The organism is Isoptericola aurantiacus (assembly GCF_044769875.1).
GTDB classification, from domain to species: domain Bacteria; phylum Actinomycetota; class Actinomycetes; order Actinomycetales; family Cellulomonadaceae; genus Isoptericola; species Isoptericola aurantiacus.
The window spans coordinates 224,061-239,286 of record NZ_JBJBAE010000002.1 but is presented as its reverse complement, the minus strand read 5'-3'; the positions used below and the strand labels follow the sequence as shown (position 1 = coordinate 239,286).

At 72.1% G+C, this 15,226-nt stretch carries 14 protein-coding genes; 1 reads left to right on the top strand and 13 read right to left on the bottom strand.

Annotated features, from left to right (window positions below; translation table 11 throughout):
* Positions 1-14 precede the first annotated feature (14 nt).
* From ACIQLL_RS07845 to pdxT, 11 genes are all read right to left on the bottom strand, one after another.
* Positions 15-1,181, bottom strand: a complete 1,167-nt coding sequence (locus tag ACIQLL_RS07845; RefSeq protein ID WP_402465157.1) for an ATP-dependent DNA ligase — start codon at positions 1,179-1,181, stop codon at positions 15-17.
* A 40-nt stretch (positions 1,182-1,221) separates the two neighbouring features.
* Positions 1,222-3,549 carry a RelA/SpoT family protein gene (locus ACIQLL_RS07840; protein WP_402466265.1) on the bottom strand — a complete coding sequence of 776 codons (2,328 nt, stop codon included), beginning with the start codon at positions 3,547-3,549 and terminating at the stop codon, positions 1,222-1,224.
* Between the two features lie 59 nt (positions 3,550-3,608).
* On the bottom strand, positions 3,609-4,202 hold the full coding sequence (locus ACIQLL_RS07835) for an adenine phosphoribosyltransferase (protein WP_402465155.1): 594 nt from the start codon (positions 4,200-4,202) through the stop codon (positions 3,609-3,611).
* The gene (gene secF / locus ACIQLL_RS07830) at positions 4,199-5,302 is read right to left on the bottom strand and encodes a protein translocase subunit SecF (protein ID WP_402465153.1); all 1,104 of its coding nucleotides are present in this window, start codon (positions 5,300-5,302) and stop codon (positions 4,199-4,201) included. Before secF ends, ACIQLL_RS07835 begins: the two co-directional genes overlap by 4 nt.
* Positions 5,302-7,281, bottom strand: coding sequence for a protein translocase subunit SecD (gene secD, locus ACIQLL_RS07825; RefSeq protein WP_402465151.1), 1,980 nt, complete (start codon positions 7,279-7,281; stop codon positions 5,302-5,304). The genes secF and secD overlap by 1 nt, the downstream gene beginning before the upstream one ends.
* Positions 7,282-7,364: 83 nt before the next feature.
* The gene (gene yajC, locus ACIQLL_RS07820) at positions 7,365-7,787 is read right to left on the bottom strand and encodes a preprotein translocase subunit YajC (RefSeq protein ID WP_402465148.1); all 423 of its coding nucleotides are present in this window, start codon (positions 7,785-7,787) and stop codon (positions 7,365-7,367) included.
* 69 nt (positions 7,788-7,856) lie between these two features.
* Positions 7,857-8,960: a Holliday junction branch migration DNA helicase RuvB gene (ruvB, locus tag ACIQLL_RS07815; RefSeq protein WP_402465146.1), complete on the bottom strand. Its 1,104-nt coding sequence runs from the start codon at positions 8,958-8,960 to the stop codon at positions 7,857-7,859.
* Positions 8,953-9,570 (bottom strand): Holliday junction branch migration protein RuvA, encoded by a 618-nt coding sequence (gene ruvA / locus ACIQLL_RS07810; protein WP_402465143.1) that lies wholly within the window; start codon positions 9,568-9,570, stop codon positions 8,953-8,955. The genes ruvB and ruvA overlap by 8 nt, the downstream gene beginning before the upstream one ends.
* Positions 9,567-10,166: a crossover junction endodeoxyribonuclease RuvC gene (gene ruvC, locus ACIQLL_RS07805; protein WP_402465140.1), complete on the bottom strand. Its 600-nt coding sequence runs from the start codon at positions 10,164-10,166 to the stop codon at positions 9,567-9,569. The genes ruvA and ruvC overlap by 4 nt, the downstream gene beginning before the upstream one ends.
* 232 nt (positions 10,167-10,398) lie before the next feature.
* Positions 10,399-11,160 carry a YebC/PmpR family DNA-binding transcriptional regulator gene (locus ACIQLL_RS07800; RefSeq protein ID WP_402465138.1) on the bottom strand — a complete coding sequence of 254 codons (762 nt, stop codon included), beginning with the start codon at positions 11,158-11,160 and terminating at the stop codon, positions 10,399-10,401.
* 7 nt (positions 11,161-11,167) lie between these two features.
* Positions 11,168-11,812: a pyridoxal 5'-phosphate synthase glutaminase subunit PdxT gene (gene pdxT / locus ACIQLL_RS07795; RefSeq protein ID WP_402465135.1), complete on the bottom strand. Its 645-nt coding sequence runs from the start codon at positions 11,810-11,812 to the stop codon at positions 11,168-11,170.
* A 70-nt stretch (positions 11,813-11,882) separates the two neighbouring features.
* On the opposite strand from pdxT, the gene ACIQLL_RS07790 reads away from it, so the two are divergent.
* On the top strand, positions 11,883-13,679 hold the full coding sequence (locus ACIQLL_RS07790; protein ID WP_402465133.1) for a chloride channel protein: 1,797 nt from the start codon (positions 11,883-11,885) through the stop codon (positions 13,677-13,679).
* Here the strand turns inward: ACIQLL_RS07790 and ACIQLL_RS07785 are convergent.
* A complete protein-coding gene (locus tag ACIQLL_RS07785) occupies positions 13,676-14,263 on the bottom strand; it encodes an NUDIX hydrolase (RefSeq protein WP_402465130.1) in 588 nt (195 codons plus the stop codon). The two genes, ACIQLL_RS07790 and ACIQLL_RS07785, sit on opposite strands and share 4 nt — an antisense overlap.
* Entirely contained in the window at positions 14,260-15,183 is a 924-nt protein-coding gene (gene pdxS / locus ACIQLL_RS07780; RefSeq protein ID WP_402465128.1) for a pyridoxal 5'-phosphate synthase lyase subunit PdxS, read from the bottom strand. The genes ACIQLL_RS07785 and pdxS overlap by 4 nt, the downstream gene beginning before the upstream one ends.
* Positions 15,184-15,226 lie beyond the last annotated feature (43 nt).

The window sequence follows — 15,226 nt, the reverse complement described above, 5'->3', positions numbered from 1 at the left end:
CGCGGCCACCGGACTCATCGCTCGTGCGTCCCGGGCGCACCGGGCAGCAGGGCCGCCAGGTCGTAGCCCACGGGCTCGGCGAGCTGGGCATAGGTGCACGACGACGGATCGCGGTCCGGGCGCCACCGCTTGAGCTGCGCCGTGTGCCGGAAACGGTCACCCTCCATGTGGTCGTACCCGACCTCGAGCACCCGTTCGACCCGCAACGGGGTGAACGACAGGTCCTTCCCCGCGCTCCAGCGGGACTGTGCTCCGGGCCGCCGCTCCCCCGCCGTGCCGTCCGCGACCGCGGGGTCGTGCCAGTCCGCCCACGGGTGCTCCGCCGCGCCGCCCGTGCCGGGCTGCACGACGAGGGGTGCGAGCTCGTCGTACAGACTCGCCCGCCGCGCGGCGGAGAACGACGCCGCCACGCCCACGAACTGCAACGATGACGCCGGTCCCGCGGCCTCGTCGCGGTACAGGCCGAGCAGGAGCGACCCGACGAGCGGCCGCTGCGCCGTCGACGCCTTGTGCTCACGCAGGCCCGCCAGGACGACGTCGGCCGTCCGGGCGTGCTTGATCTTGAGCCAGCCGCGCTTGTTCGGCTGGTACGGGGCGTCGGCAGGCTTCGCGACCACGCCGTCCAGCCCGGCCCCCTCGAACGACTCGAACCACTGCCGAGCGGTGCCGGCGTCGGGGGTGCGGGGCGTGGCGTGCACCTGCGGACCGGACAGCTCCATGCCGTCGAGCACCCGGAGCCTCTCGATCAGGGGACGGTCGGTGAGGTCGTCGTCGTCGAGCGCGAGGACGTCGAAGACGACCAGGCTGGCGGGCGTCTCGCTCGCGAGCCGGCGGACCCGGGACTCGGCCGGGTGGATGCGCTGGCTCAGGCTGTCGAAGTCGAGGTGGGCGGCGTCCTGCCCGTCCGCACCCGGACGGGCCAGCACGATCTCGCCGTCGACCACACACCGTCGCGGTAGCGCCGTCAGCACGGCCTCGACGATCTCCGGGAAGTAGCGCTGCATCGGCCGGCAGCTGCGCGAGTCGATCCTGACGTCGTCGCCGTCGCGGTACACGACCGCCCGGAAGCCGTCCCACTTCGGCTCGTAGACCCAGCCCGCGGCGTCGCCGGGCTGATCAGGCACCGTCGCCACCGAGCGTGCCAGCATCGGACGGACGGGTGACTCGATCGGCAGGCTCATGGGAGCGAACCTAGCCCTCCGCCCGGAACGTCGCCCGCCGTCACGACCCGACCGGTGCCTCCTGCGCCGTCGAGCCGACCTCGGAGGCCTTCGTGCCGGTGATGCGGTAGACGTCGAACACACCGTCGATCTTGCGTGCGGCGGCGAGCACCTGCTGCAGGTGGGCCGGCTCGGCCATCTCGAAGACGAACCGCGAGATCGCGATGCGGTCGGTCGACGTGGAGACCGTCGCCGACAGGATGTTGACGTGATGGTCGGACAGCACGCGCGTGACGTCCGACAGCAGCCGGGAGCGGTCGAGCGCCTCCACCTGGATCTGCACGAGGAACATCGTGTTCGCCCCGTTCGTCCAGGAGACGTCGACGATCCGTTCCGGCTGCGAACGCAGCTGGGCGATGTTCGCGCAGTCCTGGCGGTGCACGCTCACCCCGGCGCCGCGGGTCACGAACCCGAGGATCTCGTCCCCGGGCACCGGGGTGCAGCACTTGGCGAGCTTGACCCAGACGTCCTCCACGCCCTTGACCGCGACCCCCGGGTCCCCGGTCGAGCGCGAGCGGCGGGCGGAGTGGCCGGGCCGGGCGGCCTCGGCGGTGTCCTCGGCGGTGCCGTCCTCGCCGCCGAGCGACTTCACCAGCGACTCGACGACGTGCTGGGCCGAGACGTTGTTCTCCCCCACCGCGGCGTACAGCGCCGAGACGTCGTCGTAGTGCAGCTCGTTGGCGAGACCCACCAGGGTCTCGTGGCTCAGCAGGCGCTGGATCGGCAGGTTCTGCTTGCGCATCGCCTTGGTGATCGCGTCCTTGCCGCGCTCGATCGCCTCCTCGCGGCGCTCCTTGGTGAACCACTGACGGATCTTGTTGCGCGCCCGCCCGGACTTCACGAAGTTCAGCCAGTCGTGCGACGGTCCCGCCGTATCGGCCTTCGAGGTCAGGACCTCGACGACGTCGCCGTTCTGCAGCGGGGAGTCGAGCGGCACGAGGCGGCCGTTGACGCGCGCGCCCATGGTGCGATGACCCACCTCGGTGTGCACCGAGTAGGCGAAGTCCACCGGGGTGGCCCCGGCGGGCAGCGCCATGACCTCGCCCTTGGGCGTGAAGACGTAGACCTCTGCGGCGCCGATCTCGTAGCGCAGCGAGTCGAGGAACTCCCCGGGGTCGGCCGTCTCCCGCTGCCAGTCCACGAGCTGACGCAGCCACGCCATGTCGTTGGCCCGCGGGTCCTTCGGCGCCGCCTTGCCGGTACGCTCCTTGTACTTCCAGTGCGCCGCGACGCCGTACTCGGCCCGCCGGTGCATGTCGTGCGTGCGGATCTGGATCTCGACCGGCTTGCCGCCCGGACCCACGACCGTCGTGTGCAGCGACTGGTACATGTTGAACTTGGGCATCGCGATGTAGTCCTTGAACCGGCCGGGTACCGGGTTCCACCGCGCGTGCAGCGCGCCGAGCGCCGCGTAGCAGTCGCGCACCGAGTCCACCAGGACACGCGTGCCGACCAGGTCGTAGATCTCCGCGAAGTCGTGGCCGCGCACGATCATCTTCTGGTAGATCGAGTAGTAGTGCTTGGGACGGCCGGTGACCGTCGCGCGGATCTTGGCGCCCCGCAGGTCGGCCGAGATCTGCTCGCGCACCACGCCGAGGTATTCCTCGCGGGCCGGGGCGCGCTCGGCCACGAGATGGACGATCTCGTCGTACACCTTCGGGTAGAGCGTCTGGAAGGACAGGTCCTCCAGCTCCCACTTGATCGTGTTCATCCCGAGCCGGTGCGCCAGCGGGGCGTAGATCTCCAGCGTCTCGCGAGCCTTGCGCGACGCCGAGGCCCCGGAGACGTACTTCCACGTGCGGGCGTTGTGCAGCCGGTCGGCGAGCTTGATGACCAGCACGCGGATGTCCTTGGCCATCGCCACGACCATCTTGCGCACGGTCTCGGCCTGGGCCGCGTCGCCGTAGGTCACCTTGTCGAGCTTGGTGACGCCGTCCACCAGCATCGCGATCTCGCTGCCGTAGTCGGCCGTGAGGTCGTCCAGGGAGTACTCGGTGTCCTCCACCGTGTCGTGCAGCAGCGCGGCCGCCAGGGTCGCACCGTCGAACCCCAGCTCGGCGAGGATCGTCGCGACGGCCACCGGATGGGTGATGTACGGGTCGCCCGACTTGCGCTGCTGACCACGGTGGGCGTCCTCGGCCGTGGCGTAGGCCCGCTCGAGCACGCTCAGGTCGCTCTTGGGATGATTGGTGCGCACGGCCTGCAGCACCGGCTCCAGGGCGGGCGTGCTCACGGGGGCGCCACGCACCCCCAGCCGTACCAGACGGTTGCGCACCCGGTTGCCCGTCCCGGACGGCCGGGGCGCGTCCGCGGCACTCCTGACCTGCATGTCGTCGCTCACGGGCACCTCCTTCGACCAGCGTCCAGCGGACGTCCGGGAGGGCAAGTCTACGACTCCACGCGCAGCAGGGTCTCGACCGTCCGCCCGGCGAGCCGCTCGCGGCCGCCGAGCGCCGCGAGCTCCATCAGGAACGCGAGCCCCGCCACCAGGCCGCCGCACCGTTCGACGAGCCGGACGGCCGCCTGTGCCGTGCCCCCGGTGGCGAGCACGTCGTCCACCACCAGAACACGCGCACCGGGGGTCAGTGTTCCCGCCGAGAGCTCGATGGAGGCCGACCCGTACTCGAGCTCGAACGCCTCGCTCTCCACCGGCGGGGGGAGCTTGCCGGCCTTGCGCAGCGGGACGAACCCGACGCCCAGGCGGGTCGCGAGCGGCGCACCGAGCAGGAACCCGCGAGCCTCCATCCCGACCACGACGTCGACCGCGTCCGTGTCGGCCTCCACGAGCCGGGCGAAGGCCTCGACGACGTCGCGCAACGCGGCACCGTCCGCCAGCAGGGGCGTGATGTCGCGGAACACGACCGGAGGGTGCGGGTAGTCCGGGACGTCGCGGATGAGCGACCGGATCTCGGCCGCGCGGACGGGACCGAGCCCGTCCAGCGCGACCGAGGAGATGTCGTCACCCCCGAAGGGTGTCGTCATCGGCCGCTGCGCCGACGCCGCGGCTGGGCCGCGGTCCCCTGGTGGTGGCCCGGGATGAGCTGTGCCCGGCCGGCGGCCGCCGCGGCCAGCTCGGCGTCGTGGCCGCCCGAGGCGGCCAGCGTCGCGCGCTCGGTGAGGACGCGCTGCGTGTGCTCGCGGTACTTGGGCTCCCGCTCGCGCAACGACACGTCCAGCGGCGTCGCCAGGAAGATCGACGACGCCGCGCCCACTGCGATACCGACGAACAGCGACAGCGACAGGTCACGCAGCGTGCCGGCCCCCAGCCACAGCGCACCGAGGAACAGGATGCCCGCGACCGGCAGCAGCGCCACCACCGACGTGTTGATGGAGCGCACCAGGGTCTGGTTGACCGCCAGGTTGGCCCGCTCGGAGTACGTGCTCCGGGACTGCTCCAGCACGCCGGTCGTGTTCTCGCGGACCTTGTCGAAGACGACCATCTTGTCGTACAGCGAGAAGCCGAGGATGGTCAGGAAGCCGATGATCGTGGACGGCGTGACCTCCCAGCCGATCAGCGCGTACACGCCCGCCGAGATGAGCAGGTCGCACAGCATCGCCACGATGCCGGCCACCGACATCCGCCAGGCGCGGAAGTAGATCGCCATGAACCCCGCGGCGAGCAGGACGAACACGACGACGCCCCACAGGGCGCGCTCCGAGACCGCCGCGCCCCAGGTCGGGCCGACGAACGAGGCGTCGACGTCGGCCGGGTCCACTCCGTAGCCTGCGGCCAGCGCGTCGACGACGGCCGCCTCTTCGTCGCCCTCCACCTGCGAGGTCTGCACACGCACCGAGTCGCCGCCGACCACGGCCACCCGCGGCTCGTCGTCGGGCAGCACCTCGTCGACGGCGTCGATCGCCACCGACTGCTCGGTGGTGGTCGCCTGGTTGACGGTGAACTCCGAACCGCCCCGGAAGTCGATGCCGAGCACGAGGCCCTTCGTCGACAGGATGAGGATCGAGGCCAGGCCGAGAACGCCGACGATCGAGAACCAGACGCGCCGCCGGGGCACGATCGGGTAGGAGCGGCGACCCGTGTACAGGTCGTTGCCCCACTGGGCGAAGGTCATGCTGCCGGCCATCAGCGGCTCTCCTCGTTCTCGCCGGACACGGCGTCGTCGATGCGTCGGCCCACCGCCCCGGGATCGTCCCCGGGTCCGTCGTCGGAGGCCGCCGCGGCCTTGCGCTCGGCGGCACGCCGCTCCGCGATCGTCAGGCGACGACCGGAGTCGTCGGTGGTCGCGGCGGGCCGCGGACCGACGGCACCCGCCAGGGCGGGCTCGGGCTCCGGCACGTCGACCGTCGTGCCCGTGGGCTCCGCGGTCTCGACCCGCCCGGCGCCCTTGTACCGGACCCCGCCGCTGGCGCGCAGACGCTCCGGGGAGAGCCCGGACCACGGGTGCCCGTCGCGGAAGAACGGCACCTTCGTCAGCAGCTGCAGCATCGGGTGGGTGAACCAGAAGACCACGGCGATGTCGATCACCGTCGTCAGGCCGAGCGTGAAGGCGAAGCCCTGCACACCGCCGACGGCCAGGAAGTACAGCACGACCGCCGAGATCAGCGTCACCGACTTGGCGGCCAGGACGGTCCGCTTGGCGCGCCGCCAGCCGCGCTCGACGGCCATGGACATGGATCGCCCGTCACGCATCTCGTCCCGGATGCGTTCGAAGTACACGATGAACGAGTCGGCGGTGAACCCGATCGCCACGATCAGACCCGCGACGCCGGCCAGCGAGAGCCGGTAGTCGATGCCCCAGGAGAGCAACGCGATCGAGACGTAGGTGACCAGTCCCGCGATGAGCAGCGAGCCCACCGTCACGAGACCGAGCGTGCGGTACTGGAAGAGCGAGTACACGACGACCAGGGCCATGCCCACCAGACCGGCGAGCAGGCCGTTGCGGAGCTGCTCGGAACCGAGGGTCGCCGAGATCGTCTCCTGGCTCTGCACCTCGTAGGCGATCGGCAGCGAGCCGAAGCTCAGCTGGTTGGCCAGCGTGGCGGCCGAGTCCCGCGTGAAGCTGCCCGAGATCTGCGGGTTGCCGTCGGTGATGATGACGCCGGGGTCGAGCGAGGGCGCCGAGACCACCAGGCCGTCGAGCACGATCCCGAACTGGTTGCGGGGCGACTCGAGGCCCTGCAGGCGCTCGGTGGTCGCGGCGAACTCCTTGGTGCCCTCGGAGTCGAGCTCGATGAAGACGCCCCACTCGTTGGTGACCGAGCCGTTCGGCCCCGGGACCAGGCCGGAGCTCGCGGTGGTGATGTGGGTGCCGTCGACCTCCATCGGGCCGAGGACGTACTTCAGCAGGCTGCCGTCGTTGGAGCAGGTGACCAGGACCTGGTCGGGGTCGTCACCGCCCCCGCCGACGAGGTTCGCCGGGTCGGTGCAGTCCAGCGCGTCGAACTTCTCCTGCACCGCCGGGGTGATCTGCGCGAGGTCCGAGGGGTCGGTCGGGTCGACGTCGGCGGCCTCCTCGGCGATCTTGGCGTCGAGCTCGTCCATGTCCGGGGTGGCGGATCCCTCCGAGGTGTCGGAGCCCTCGTCGCCGCCCTTCTTGGCGTCGCCGTTCTCGCCGTCGCCGGACGCGTCGTCGCCGGCCTCCGGGGAGGCCGCGTCCGTCGACTCGTCCGGCGGCAGCCCGACGTCGTAGGTCAGCACGGGGCGGAAGCGCAGCTGCGCCGGCTGGGACACCAGGTCGATCGTGGACTGGTCGACCTCACCCGGGATGCTGACGACGATGTTCTCGCCGCCCTGGTTGACGATCTCCGCCTCGACGACGCCGGACGAGTCGATCCGCTGCCGGATCACGTTGATGGACTCGTCGATCGCCTCGTCGGTGATCTCCGAACCGTCCGTCGACTCCGGGGTCAGGATGACCTGGGTCCCACCCTGCAGGTCGAGCGCCAACCCGGGGGCCAGACTCGCTCCCCCGGGGTTCTCGTCGGTCTTGGGATCGAGGTACGTCCCCGCGACGAGCGCCACGAACGGCAGCACCATCGACAGGAGTGCGAAGACCACGAGCGTGCGTACCGGACGCGAGCGCCGCGTGCTGGAGTTGGCCACTTGGTTCTCTTCCGTAGTGCGCGCCGCCGCCATGGCGGACGCGTGATGGCGGCGGACCGGTCAGTACCGGCCGCCGCGATGGGTCACTTGTCCTCGGTGTCGCCGTTCTCCCGACGCTTGTTCTCCTGGTACTCCCGCTGGGCGGTGTCCAGGCCCGAGAGGTCGTCCGGAACGTCGACGTCACCGTCTGCGGAGGCGATGCTACCTGCATCCGAGGTGTCGTCCGCCACCCCGGTCACGTCGTCCGCGACGGAGGTGTCCGTCCGCTTGGCGATCGCGGCGCGCAACCACCGCGTCTGCGCGCCGGGCGTGGACTCGATCGTGACGATGTCGGCTTCCTCGTCGACGTCGACCACCGTGCCGACCATGCCGGAACCCGTCATGACCTCCTGCCCCGGCTCGAGGGAGGAGCGGAACTCCGCCTGCTGCTTCTGCTGCTTGCGCGTGCGCGAGCTCATGAAGATCATGAGTGCGGCGAGCACGCCGAAGAGGATGATGAGTTCCACGTGGGTTCAGTCCTTCGTTCCGAGGGGTTGCGGGATCGTCCTTCACAGTCTAGGTGCCGCGTGGCGGACCTAGGCCTCGTCGAACAACGTCCGCGACCCGCGCGAGGTTCCCGGTTCCACGGTCGGCGCCCCGGACGCCCAGGTGCCCGGCGGCGGTTCGAGCCCCAGGTGCTCCCAGGCGTCGGCCGTCGCGACGCGTCCGCGAGGGGTCCGGGCCACCAGCCCCTCGCGCACCAGGTAGGGCTCGGCCACGGTCTCGACCGTCTCGCCCTCCTCCCCCACCGTCATGGCCAGGGTCGTCAGCCCGACGGGGCCGCCGGCGAACCGGCGGCACAACGCCTCCAGGACCGCGCGGTCGAGCCGGTCCAGCCCGATCGGGTCCACCTCGTAGACCTCCAGGGCCGCGCGCGCCGCCCGCAGGTCCAACGACCCGTCGCCACGCACCTGTGCCCAGTCCCGCACGCGCCGCAGCAACCGGTTGGCGATCCGCGGCGTGCCCCGCGAGCGCCCGGCGATCTCGTGGGCGGCCTCGTGCCGGATCTCGACGCCGAGGAGCGCGGCCGAGCGCAGCACCACCCGCTCCAGCTCGCCCGCCGAGTAGAAGTCGAGGTGCCCGGTGAAACCGAACCTGTCGCGCAGCGGCGCGGGGAGCAACCCGGAGCGCGTCGTCGCGCCGACCACGGTGAACGGTGGCAGCGCCAGCGGGATCGCGCTGGCCCCGGCGCCCTTGCCGACCACGACGTCGACCCGGAAGTCCTCCATCGCGACGTAGAGCAGCTCCTCGGCCGGGCGGGCGAGGCGGTGGATCTCGTCGATGAAGAGCACCTCCCCCTCCTCCAGGGAGGACAGGACGGCGGCCAGGTCGCCGGCGTGCTGGATCGCCGGACCGCTGGTGACCCGCAACGACGTGCCCAGCTCGGAGGCGATGATCATCGCCAGCGTCGTCTTGCCCAGTCCCGGCGGACCGGAGAGCAGGACGTGGTCCGGCGCGGCGTCACGGCCGAGCGAGGCCTGCAGCACGAGCGAGAGCTGGTCGCGGACCACCTGCTGGCCGACGAAGTCGTCGAGCCGCTTCGGGCGCAGCGCCGCCTCGGCCGCGCGCTCGACCTCGTCGGCGCCCGCCCCCACGAGGCGGCCGCCGAGCTCCTGCGGATCGATCTCGCCCTCAGCCACGAGGGCCCAGCCGTCGCAGGGCGGCACGCAGCGTGGCGGGGACCTCGGCCTCGACCACGACGTCGGACCCGGCCTCGGCGAGCACCTTGCCGACCGCGTCCTCGGCCACCTTCGCCGACCAGCCCAGCCCGACGAGGGCCTCCACGACGTGGCCGCGACCGTCCGGCACCGCCGCCGCGTGCGGGACCGAGGAACCGCCGTCGGGCGCCGGAGCGGCGAGCTTGCCGGACAGCTCGAGCACGATGCGCTGCGCGCTCTTGGCCCCGATCCCGGGCACGCGGCGCAGCACCGCGGTGTCCTCCGCGTCGATGGCGCGGCGCAGGGCGTCCGGCGTCAGCACCGCCAGCATCGCCAACGCGATCCGTGGGCCGACGCCGGAGACGGACTGGGCGACCTCGAAGACCTCGCGCTCGTCGGCCTCCGCGAACCCGTAGACCGTCATCGAGTCCTCGCGGACGACGAGCGTGGTGTGCAGCCGGACGTCCTCCCCCACGCGCAGCCCGGCGAGGGTCGCCGGTGTGGCGTGCACGAGATAGCCGACCCCGCCGACGTCGAGCACGGCGCGGTCCAGCGACACCTGAGCGACCGTGCCGGTCAGGGATGCGATCACCGGGGCGACTCCTTTCCTCGAACATCCGTACGGTACCGCGACGAGGTCTGGGCGCGGCGTTCCGCCGCCGCCCAGGCGCGTTGCGCCGGGGTCACCTGGTGCCGGTCACCGCCCTGCAGCGCGCCCGCCGGCCGCCACAGGTGCGTGATCGCCAGGGCCAGGGCGTCGGCGGCGTCGGCCGGCTGCGGCGCGCTCGGCAGCCGCAGGATGTTCGCCACCATGCGCTGCACCTGCTCCTTGCCGGCACGCCCCGATCCGGTCACCGCGGCCTTGACCTCGCTCGGGGTGTGCAGCGCGACCGGGACGCCCCGTCGGGCGGCCGCGACCATGGCCAGACCCGCGACCTGGGCGGTCCCCATCACGGTGCCGCGGTTGTTCTGGGCGAAGACGCGTTCCACGGCCACGACGTCCGGCGTGTGCTCGGTGAGCCACGTCTCCAGACCCTCGGAGATCCGCAGCAGGCGGAGGTCGGTGCTCGTCTCCGGCGACGACGTCAGGACGCCGACGCCCACCAGCTCGGCCCGGCGCCCGGACAGGGAGTCGACCACCCCGACACCGCACCGGGTCAGTCCCGGATCCACTCCCAGCACACGCACGGCGTCACTGTCTCACGCAGGACCGACACCGGCTCCGAGGCGCGCGCGGGCGAGAGAGTCCACGGTCGAACCGACCCTGCGCTGCGCTCCGGCTCAGTCCTCGGACACACGGTCGGACCGACCCTGCGCTCCGCTGCGGGCGAGCTGCCTCGTCCCTCGGCCCTCACCCTGCGCTGCGCTCCGGCTCAGTCCTCCGACACACGATCGGACCGACCCTGCGCTGCGCTCCGGCTCAGTCCTCGGTGTCGAGGGCGGCCATGACCTCGTCGGAGGCGTCGAAGTTCGCGTAGACGTTCTGCACGTCGTCGCTGTCCTCGAGCGCGTCGATGAGGCGCATGATCTTGCGTGCGCCCTCGACGTCGACCTCCACCTGCATGGAGGGGTGCCAGATCGAGTCGGCGGAGTCGTACTCGATCCCGGCCGCCACGATCGCCGATCGCACGTCCACCAGGTCCGTGGCCTCCGAGAGCACCTCGATGTAGTCACCGAGGTCGGTGACCTCCTCCGCCCCGGCGTCCAGGGCGGCGAGCATCACGTCGTCCTCGGTGACGCCGTCGGCCTTCGGCACGACGACCAGGCCCTTGCGGGAGAACAGGTACGACACCGAGCCCGGGTCGGCGAGGTTGCCGCCGTTGCGCGTGAAGGCGGTGCGCACCTCGGCCGCGGCACGGTTCTTGTTGTCGGTGAGGCACTCCACCAGGACGGCGATGCCGTTGGTGCCGTAGCCCTCGTACATGATCGTCTGGTAGTCGACGGCGTCGGCGCCCTCGCCCGACCCGCGCTTGAGCGCACGATCGATGTTGTCGTTGGGGACCGACGACTTCTTCGCCTTCTGGATGGCGTCGAACAGGGTCGGGTTGCCGGCCGGGTCACCGCCTCCGGTGCGGGCGGCGACCTCGATGTTCTTGATCAGCTTCGCGAAGAGCTTGCCGCGCTTGGCGTCGATCGCCGCCTTCTTGTGCTTGGTCGTGGCCCACTTCGAGTGACCGGACATGGCCTGACTAACTCCTTCGCGATGCGGTGGCTTCACGGACGAACAGCGCGTGCACGCGAACGTCCCCGGTCATCTCCGGGTGGAACGCGGTGGCCAGCAGCCGTCCGGAACGAACTGCCACGATCCTACCGGCGGCGTCGCCGAGTCCCGCGCCGTCGGTGGAACGCTCCGGGATCCGGGCCAGGACCTCGACGTCGGGGCCCACGTCCTCGACCCACGGTGCCCGGATGAACACGGTCCGGACCGGACCGCCTCCGGCGTCGCCGGAGACGCCGACGACGTCGAGGTCCGCCTCGAAGGAGTCGACCTGGCGCCCGAACGCGTTGCGGCGCACGGTGACGTCCAGGCCACCCAGGGTCTGCTGACCCTCGATCGAACCCAGGACGCGGTCGGCGAGCAGGATCATGCCGGCGCACGACCCGTACACGGGCAGGCCCTCCGCGACGGCGCGGCGCAGGGGGTCGCGCAGCTCGAACAGGCGCAGCAGCTTGTCGATGGTCGTGGACTCGCCCCCGGGCAGCACCAGCCCGTCGACGGCCTCCAGCTCGGCCGCGCGGCGGACGGGCACGGCGCGCGCGCCGGCCGCCTCGAGCGCGGTCACATGGGCACGGACGTCACCCTGCAGGGCGAGGACTCCGATCGTCGTGGTCACCGGCGCAGTCTAGGCACCCGCGGCGAGACGCCCGGACCGGTGCCCGGGCCGACATTGATAGCCTCCCGTGGTGCCCGCACCAGATCCTCGCCGCCCCGGAGTCCTCGAACCCGCACTGCGCAGCATCCGGTCCGGCACGTTCGGCATCGTCCCCCTCGCGCTCGCGGTCGGCGCCCTCACCGGCCTCGGGGCGATCGGCTTCCGCTGGCTGATCAGCCACGCGACCCTGCTGTTCAGCGGCACCACCGACGTCGCCGCGGCCGCGCCCGGGACGCACCCGACCCACCCCGGCCTGCCCTGGCTCGGCATCTGGTTCATCGTCCTGGCCCCCGTGGTCGGTGGGCTGATCTACGGCCCGTTGCTCCAGCGGTTCGCCCCCGAGGCCCGCGGCCACGGCGTGCCGGAGGTGATGCTGGCCGTCTCCCGCCACGGCGGACGCATCCGGCCCCGGGTGGCGGCGGTCAAGGCGCTCGCGTCGGCGATCTGCATCGGCTCCGGCGGCAGCGTGGGTCGGGAGGGACCGATCGTGCAGATCGGCTCGGCGCTGGGCAGCACCGTGGCGCAGGTGCTGCGGATGCCGATCGACCGCGTGCGCACCCTGGTGGCCGCCGGGGCCGCCGCCGGCATCGCCGCGACCTTCAACGCCCCGATCGCCGGCGTGCTGTTCGCGCTCGAGCTGATCCTGCGCGAGTTCTCCGCCCGGACGTTCGGCATCGTGGTCCTGTCGTCGGTCACGGCATCGGTCGTGGCCCGTGCCGCCGTCGGGTCCGAGGCGCTCGTGCAGATGCCGGCGCTCACGGTCGACGACGCGCGGACGTACCTGCTGTTCGCCCTGCTCGGCGTCGTGGCCGGTGCCGCGGGCGTCGGGTTCGTCAAGGTGCTGTACGCCGTCGAGGACCTGTGCGACAAGGTCTGGCGGGGGCCGGAGTGGGCTCGCCCGGCCGTGGGCGGCGTCCTGGTGGGGCTGATCCTGCTCGCCCTGCCGCAGCTGTACGGCGTCGGCTACCCGGCGCTCTCGGCCGGCGTCCACGGGGACTACGTCATCGGGTTCCTGCTGCTGCTCATGGTCGGCAAGCTCGTCGCCACGAGCCTGACGCTGGGCGTCGGCGGCTCCGGCGGCGTGTTCGCGCCGTCGCTGTTCGTCGGAGCGATGCTCGGTGCCGCGTTCGGCCAGGCGGCGAACGCGATCGCGCCCGACCTGGCGCCCTCGCCGGCCGCCTTCGCCGTCGTCGGCATGGGGGCGGTCTTCGCCGGGACGGCCCGCGCTCCCCTGACGGCGGTGGTCATGCTCTTCGAGCTGACCGGCGAGTACTCGATCATCCTGCCCCTGATGCTCGCGGTGGCGCTCGCCGCCGGGGTCAGCCACCTGCTCATGAGCCGGGACACGGTCTACACGCTCAAGCTGCGCCGGCGGGGGATCGAGCTCGACGAGCACCCGGCCGACAAGTCCCTGGCGAGCCGGTCGGTCCGCGAGGCCATGGAAGCGGCACCCCCCGTCGTCTCGACGTCGACGCCGCTGCCCCAGGCGGCCCAGCGCCTGCTGGCCAGCGGTCGCTCGTCGCTGCCCGTGGTCGACGACGGCGTCCTGGTCGGCCTGCTGCGGGCCGACCGCGCGGCGGACGCCCTCGAGTCGGACGACGAGGCCGGTGCGGCCACGGTGGAGCTGGTGGTGGACGACATCGCGCGCATCCCGGTGTCCGCCACGCTGCGCGACGGGCTCGAGGCGCTGCGCCACCGGCACGACGACGGCTCGGGCGGCGCCGTCGTGGACGACGCCGGCGCGGTGGTGGGCTGGCTCACGCACCACGCCGTGCTCACCGCGCTCACGGCGGGGGCGACGTCGGGCGCGGTCGCGGACCGCGGCTAGCGCACCGGGTCCTCGGACCCGGCCGTCTCGTCGTCGTGCTCGACGCCGAGCACCCGGACCGTGCCGTCCCAGCCGGCGGCGAGCTCCTCGACGACGTCCGGCAGGACGGTCGGGAACACCTCGAGCCCCTGGGAGCGCAGCTCGGCCGGGCTCATCCAGCGCATCTCGTCGAGCACGTCTCGCTCCTGCGCCGTCCAGCCGGCGTCCGAGGGCTCGTGCCCGTCGACGCGGGCCAGGAAGAAGACCTCGTCCTGGTGGCACGTCTCGGCGAAGAAGTGGAAGATCCCCGCGCGCGTCATGACCGGGCCCACCAGCTCCTCGGCGCTGAGGTGCAGTCCCGCCTCCTCGCGCGTCTCGCGCAGGGCCGCCGCGACGTCGGACTCCCCCGGGTCGATGCCGCCGCCCACGGTGAACCACCACGATCGGCCCGGGTCGTCGGCGTCGTGCCCGCGCACCAGCAGCACGCGGCCCGCGTCGTCCAGCAGGATGACGCGGGCCGCGCTGCGGTGGCGCAGGCCATCCTCGCCGAGCACCCAGTCGGGACCCAGCGAGGACGAACCGGCCGAGGACGTGCCGGAGGTCACCAACCGCGCTCCGCGAGGCGGACGGGCTCCGGCTCCTCGTCCACGTTGATGCCGACCATGGCCTCGCCGAGCCCGCGCGAGACCTTCGCGACGACGTCCGGGTCGTCGTGGAACGTGGTGGCCTGCACGATCGCCTTGGCACGCGCCGCCGGGTCCCCGGACTTGAAGATGCCGGAGCCGACGAACACGCCCTCCGCGCCGAGCTGCATCATCATCGCGGCGTCGGCCGGCGTGGCGATCCCGCCGGCGGTGAACAGCACGACCGGCAGCTTGCCGGTGCGCGCCACCTCGGCCACCAGCTCGTACGGGGCCTGCAGCTCCTTGGCCGCGACGAACAGCTCGTCGGTGGGCAGCGACGCCAACCGGCGGATCTGCTGGCGGATCTGACGCATGTGGGTGGTGGCGTTCGAGACGTCGCCCGTTCCGGCCTCGCCCTTGGAACGGATCATCGCCGCACCCTCGGTGATGCGGCGCAGCGCCTCACCCAGGTTCGTGGCGCCGCAGACGAACGGCACGGTGAAGGCCCACTTGTCGATGTGGTTGGTGTAGTCGGCCGGGGTCAGGACCTCGGACTCGTCCACGTAGTCCACACCGAGGGACTGCAGCACCTGCGCCTCGACGAAGTGGCCGATGCGCGCCTTGGCCATGACGGGGATGGAGACGGCGTCCACGATGCCGGTGATCATGTCGGGGTCGCTCATGCGGGCGACGCCCCCCTGGGCGCGGATGTCGGCCGGCACGCGCTCGAGCGCCATCACGGCGACCGCGCCCGCGTCCTCGGCGATCTTGGCCTGCTCCGGCGTGACGACGTCCATGATGACTCCGCCCTGGAGCATCTCGGCCATGCCGCGCTTCACGCGGGCGGTGCCCACCTCGCCGACGCCCGTCGTGGTGGCAGGTGTCCCGGTGGTCTCGCTCAACGCAACCTCACAGAAGTTCTGGGTGCACGGCCGGCGTCGATCG

Coding starts and splice junctions, on each gene's coding strand:
- secF (WP_402465153.1), bottom strand. CDS start 5,302: ATGGCCGGCAGCATGACCTTCGCCCAGTGGGGCAACGACCTGTACACG.
- ACIQLL_RS07800 (WP_402465138.1), bottom strand. CDS start 11,160: ATGTCCGGTCACTCGAAGTGGGCCACGACCAAGCACAAGAAGGCGGCG.
- ACIQLL_RS07845 (WP_402465157.1), bottom strand. CDS start 1,181: ATGAGCCTGCCGATCGAGTCACCCGTCCGTCCGATGCTGGCACGCTCG.
- ACIQLL_RS07840 (WP_402466265.1), bottom strand. CDS start 3,549: ATGCAGGTCAGGAGTGCCGCGGACGCGCCCCGGCCGTCCGGGACGGGC.
- ACIQLL_RS07835 (WP_402465155.1), bottom strand. CDS start 4,202: ATGACGACACCCTTCGGGGGTGACGACATCTCCTCGGTCGCGCTGGAC.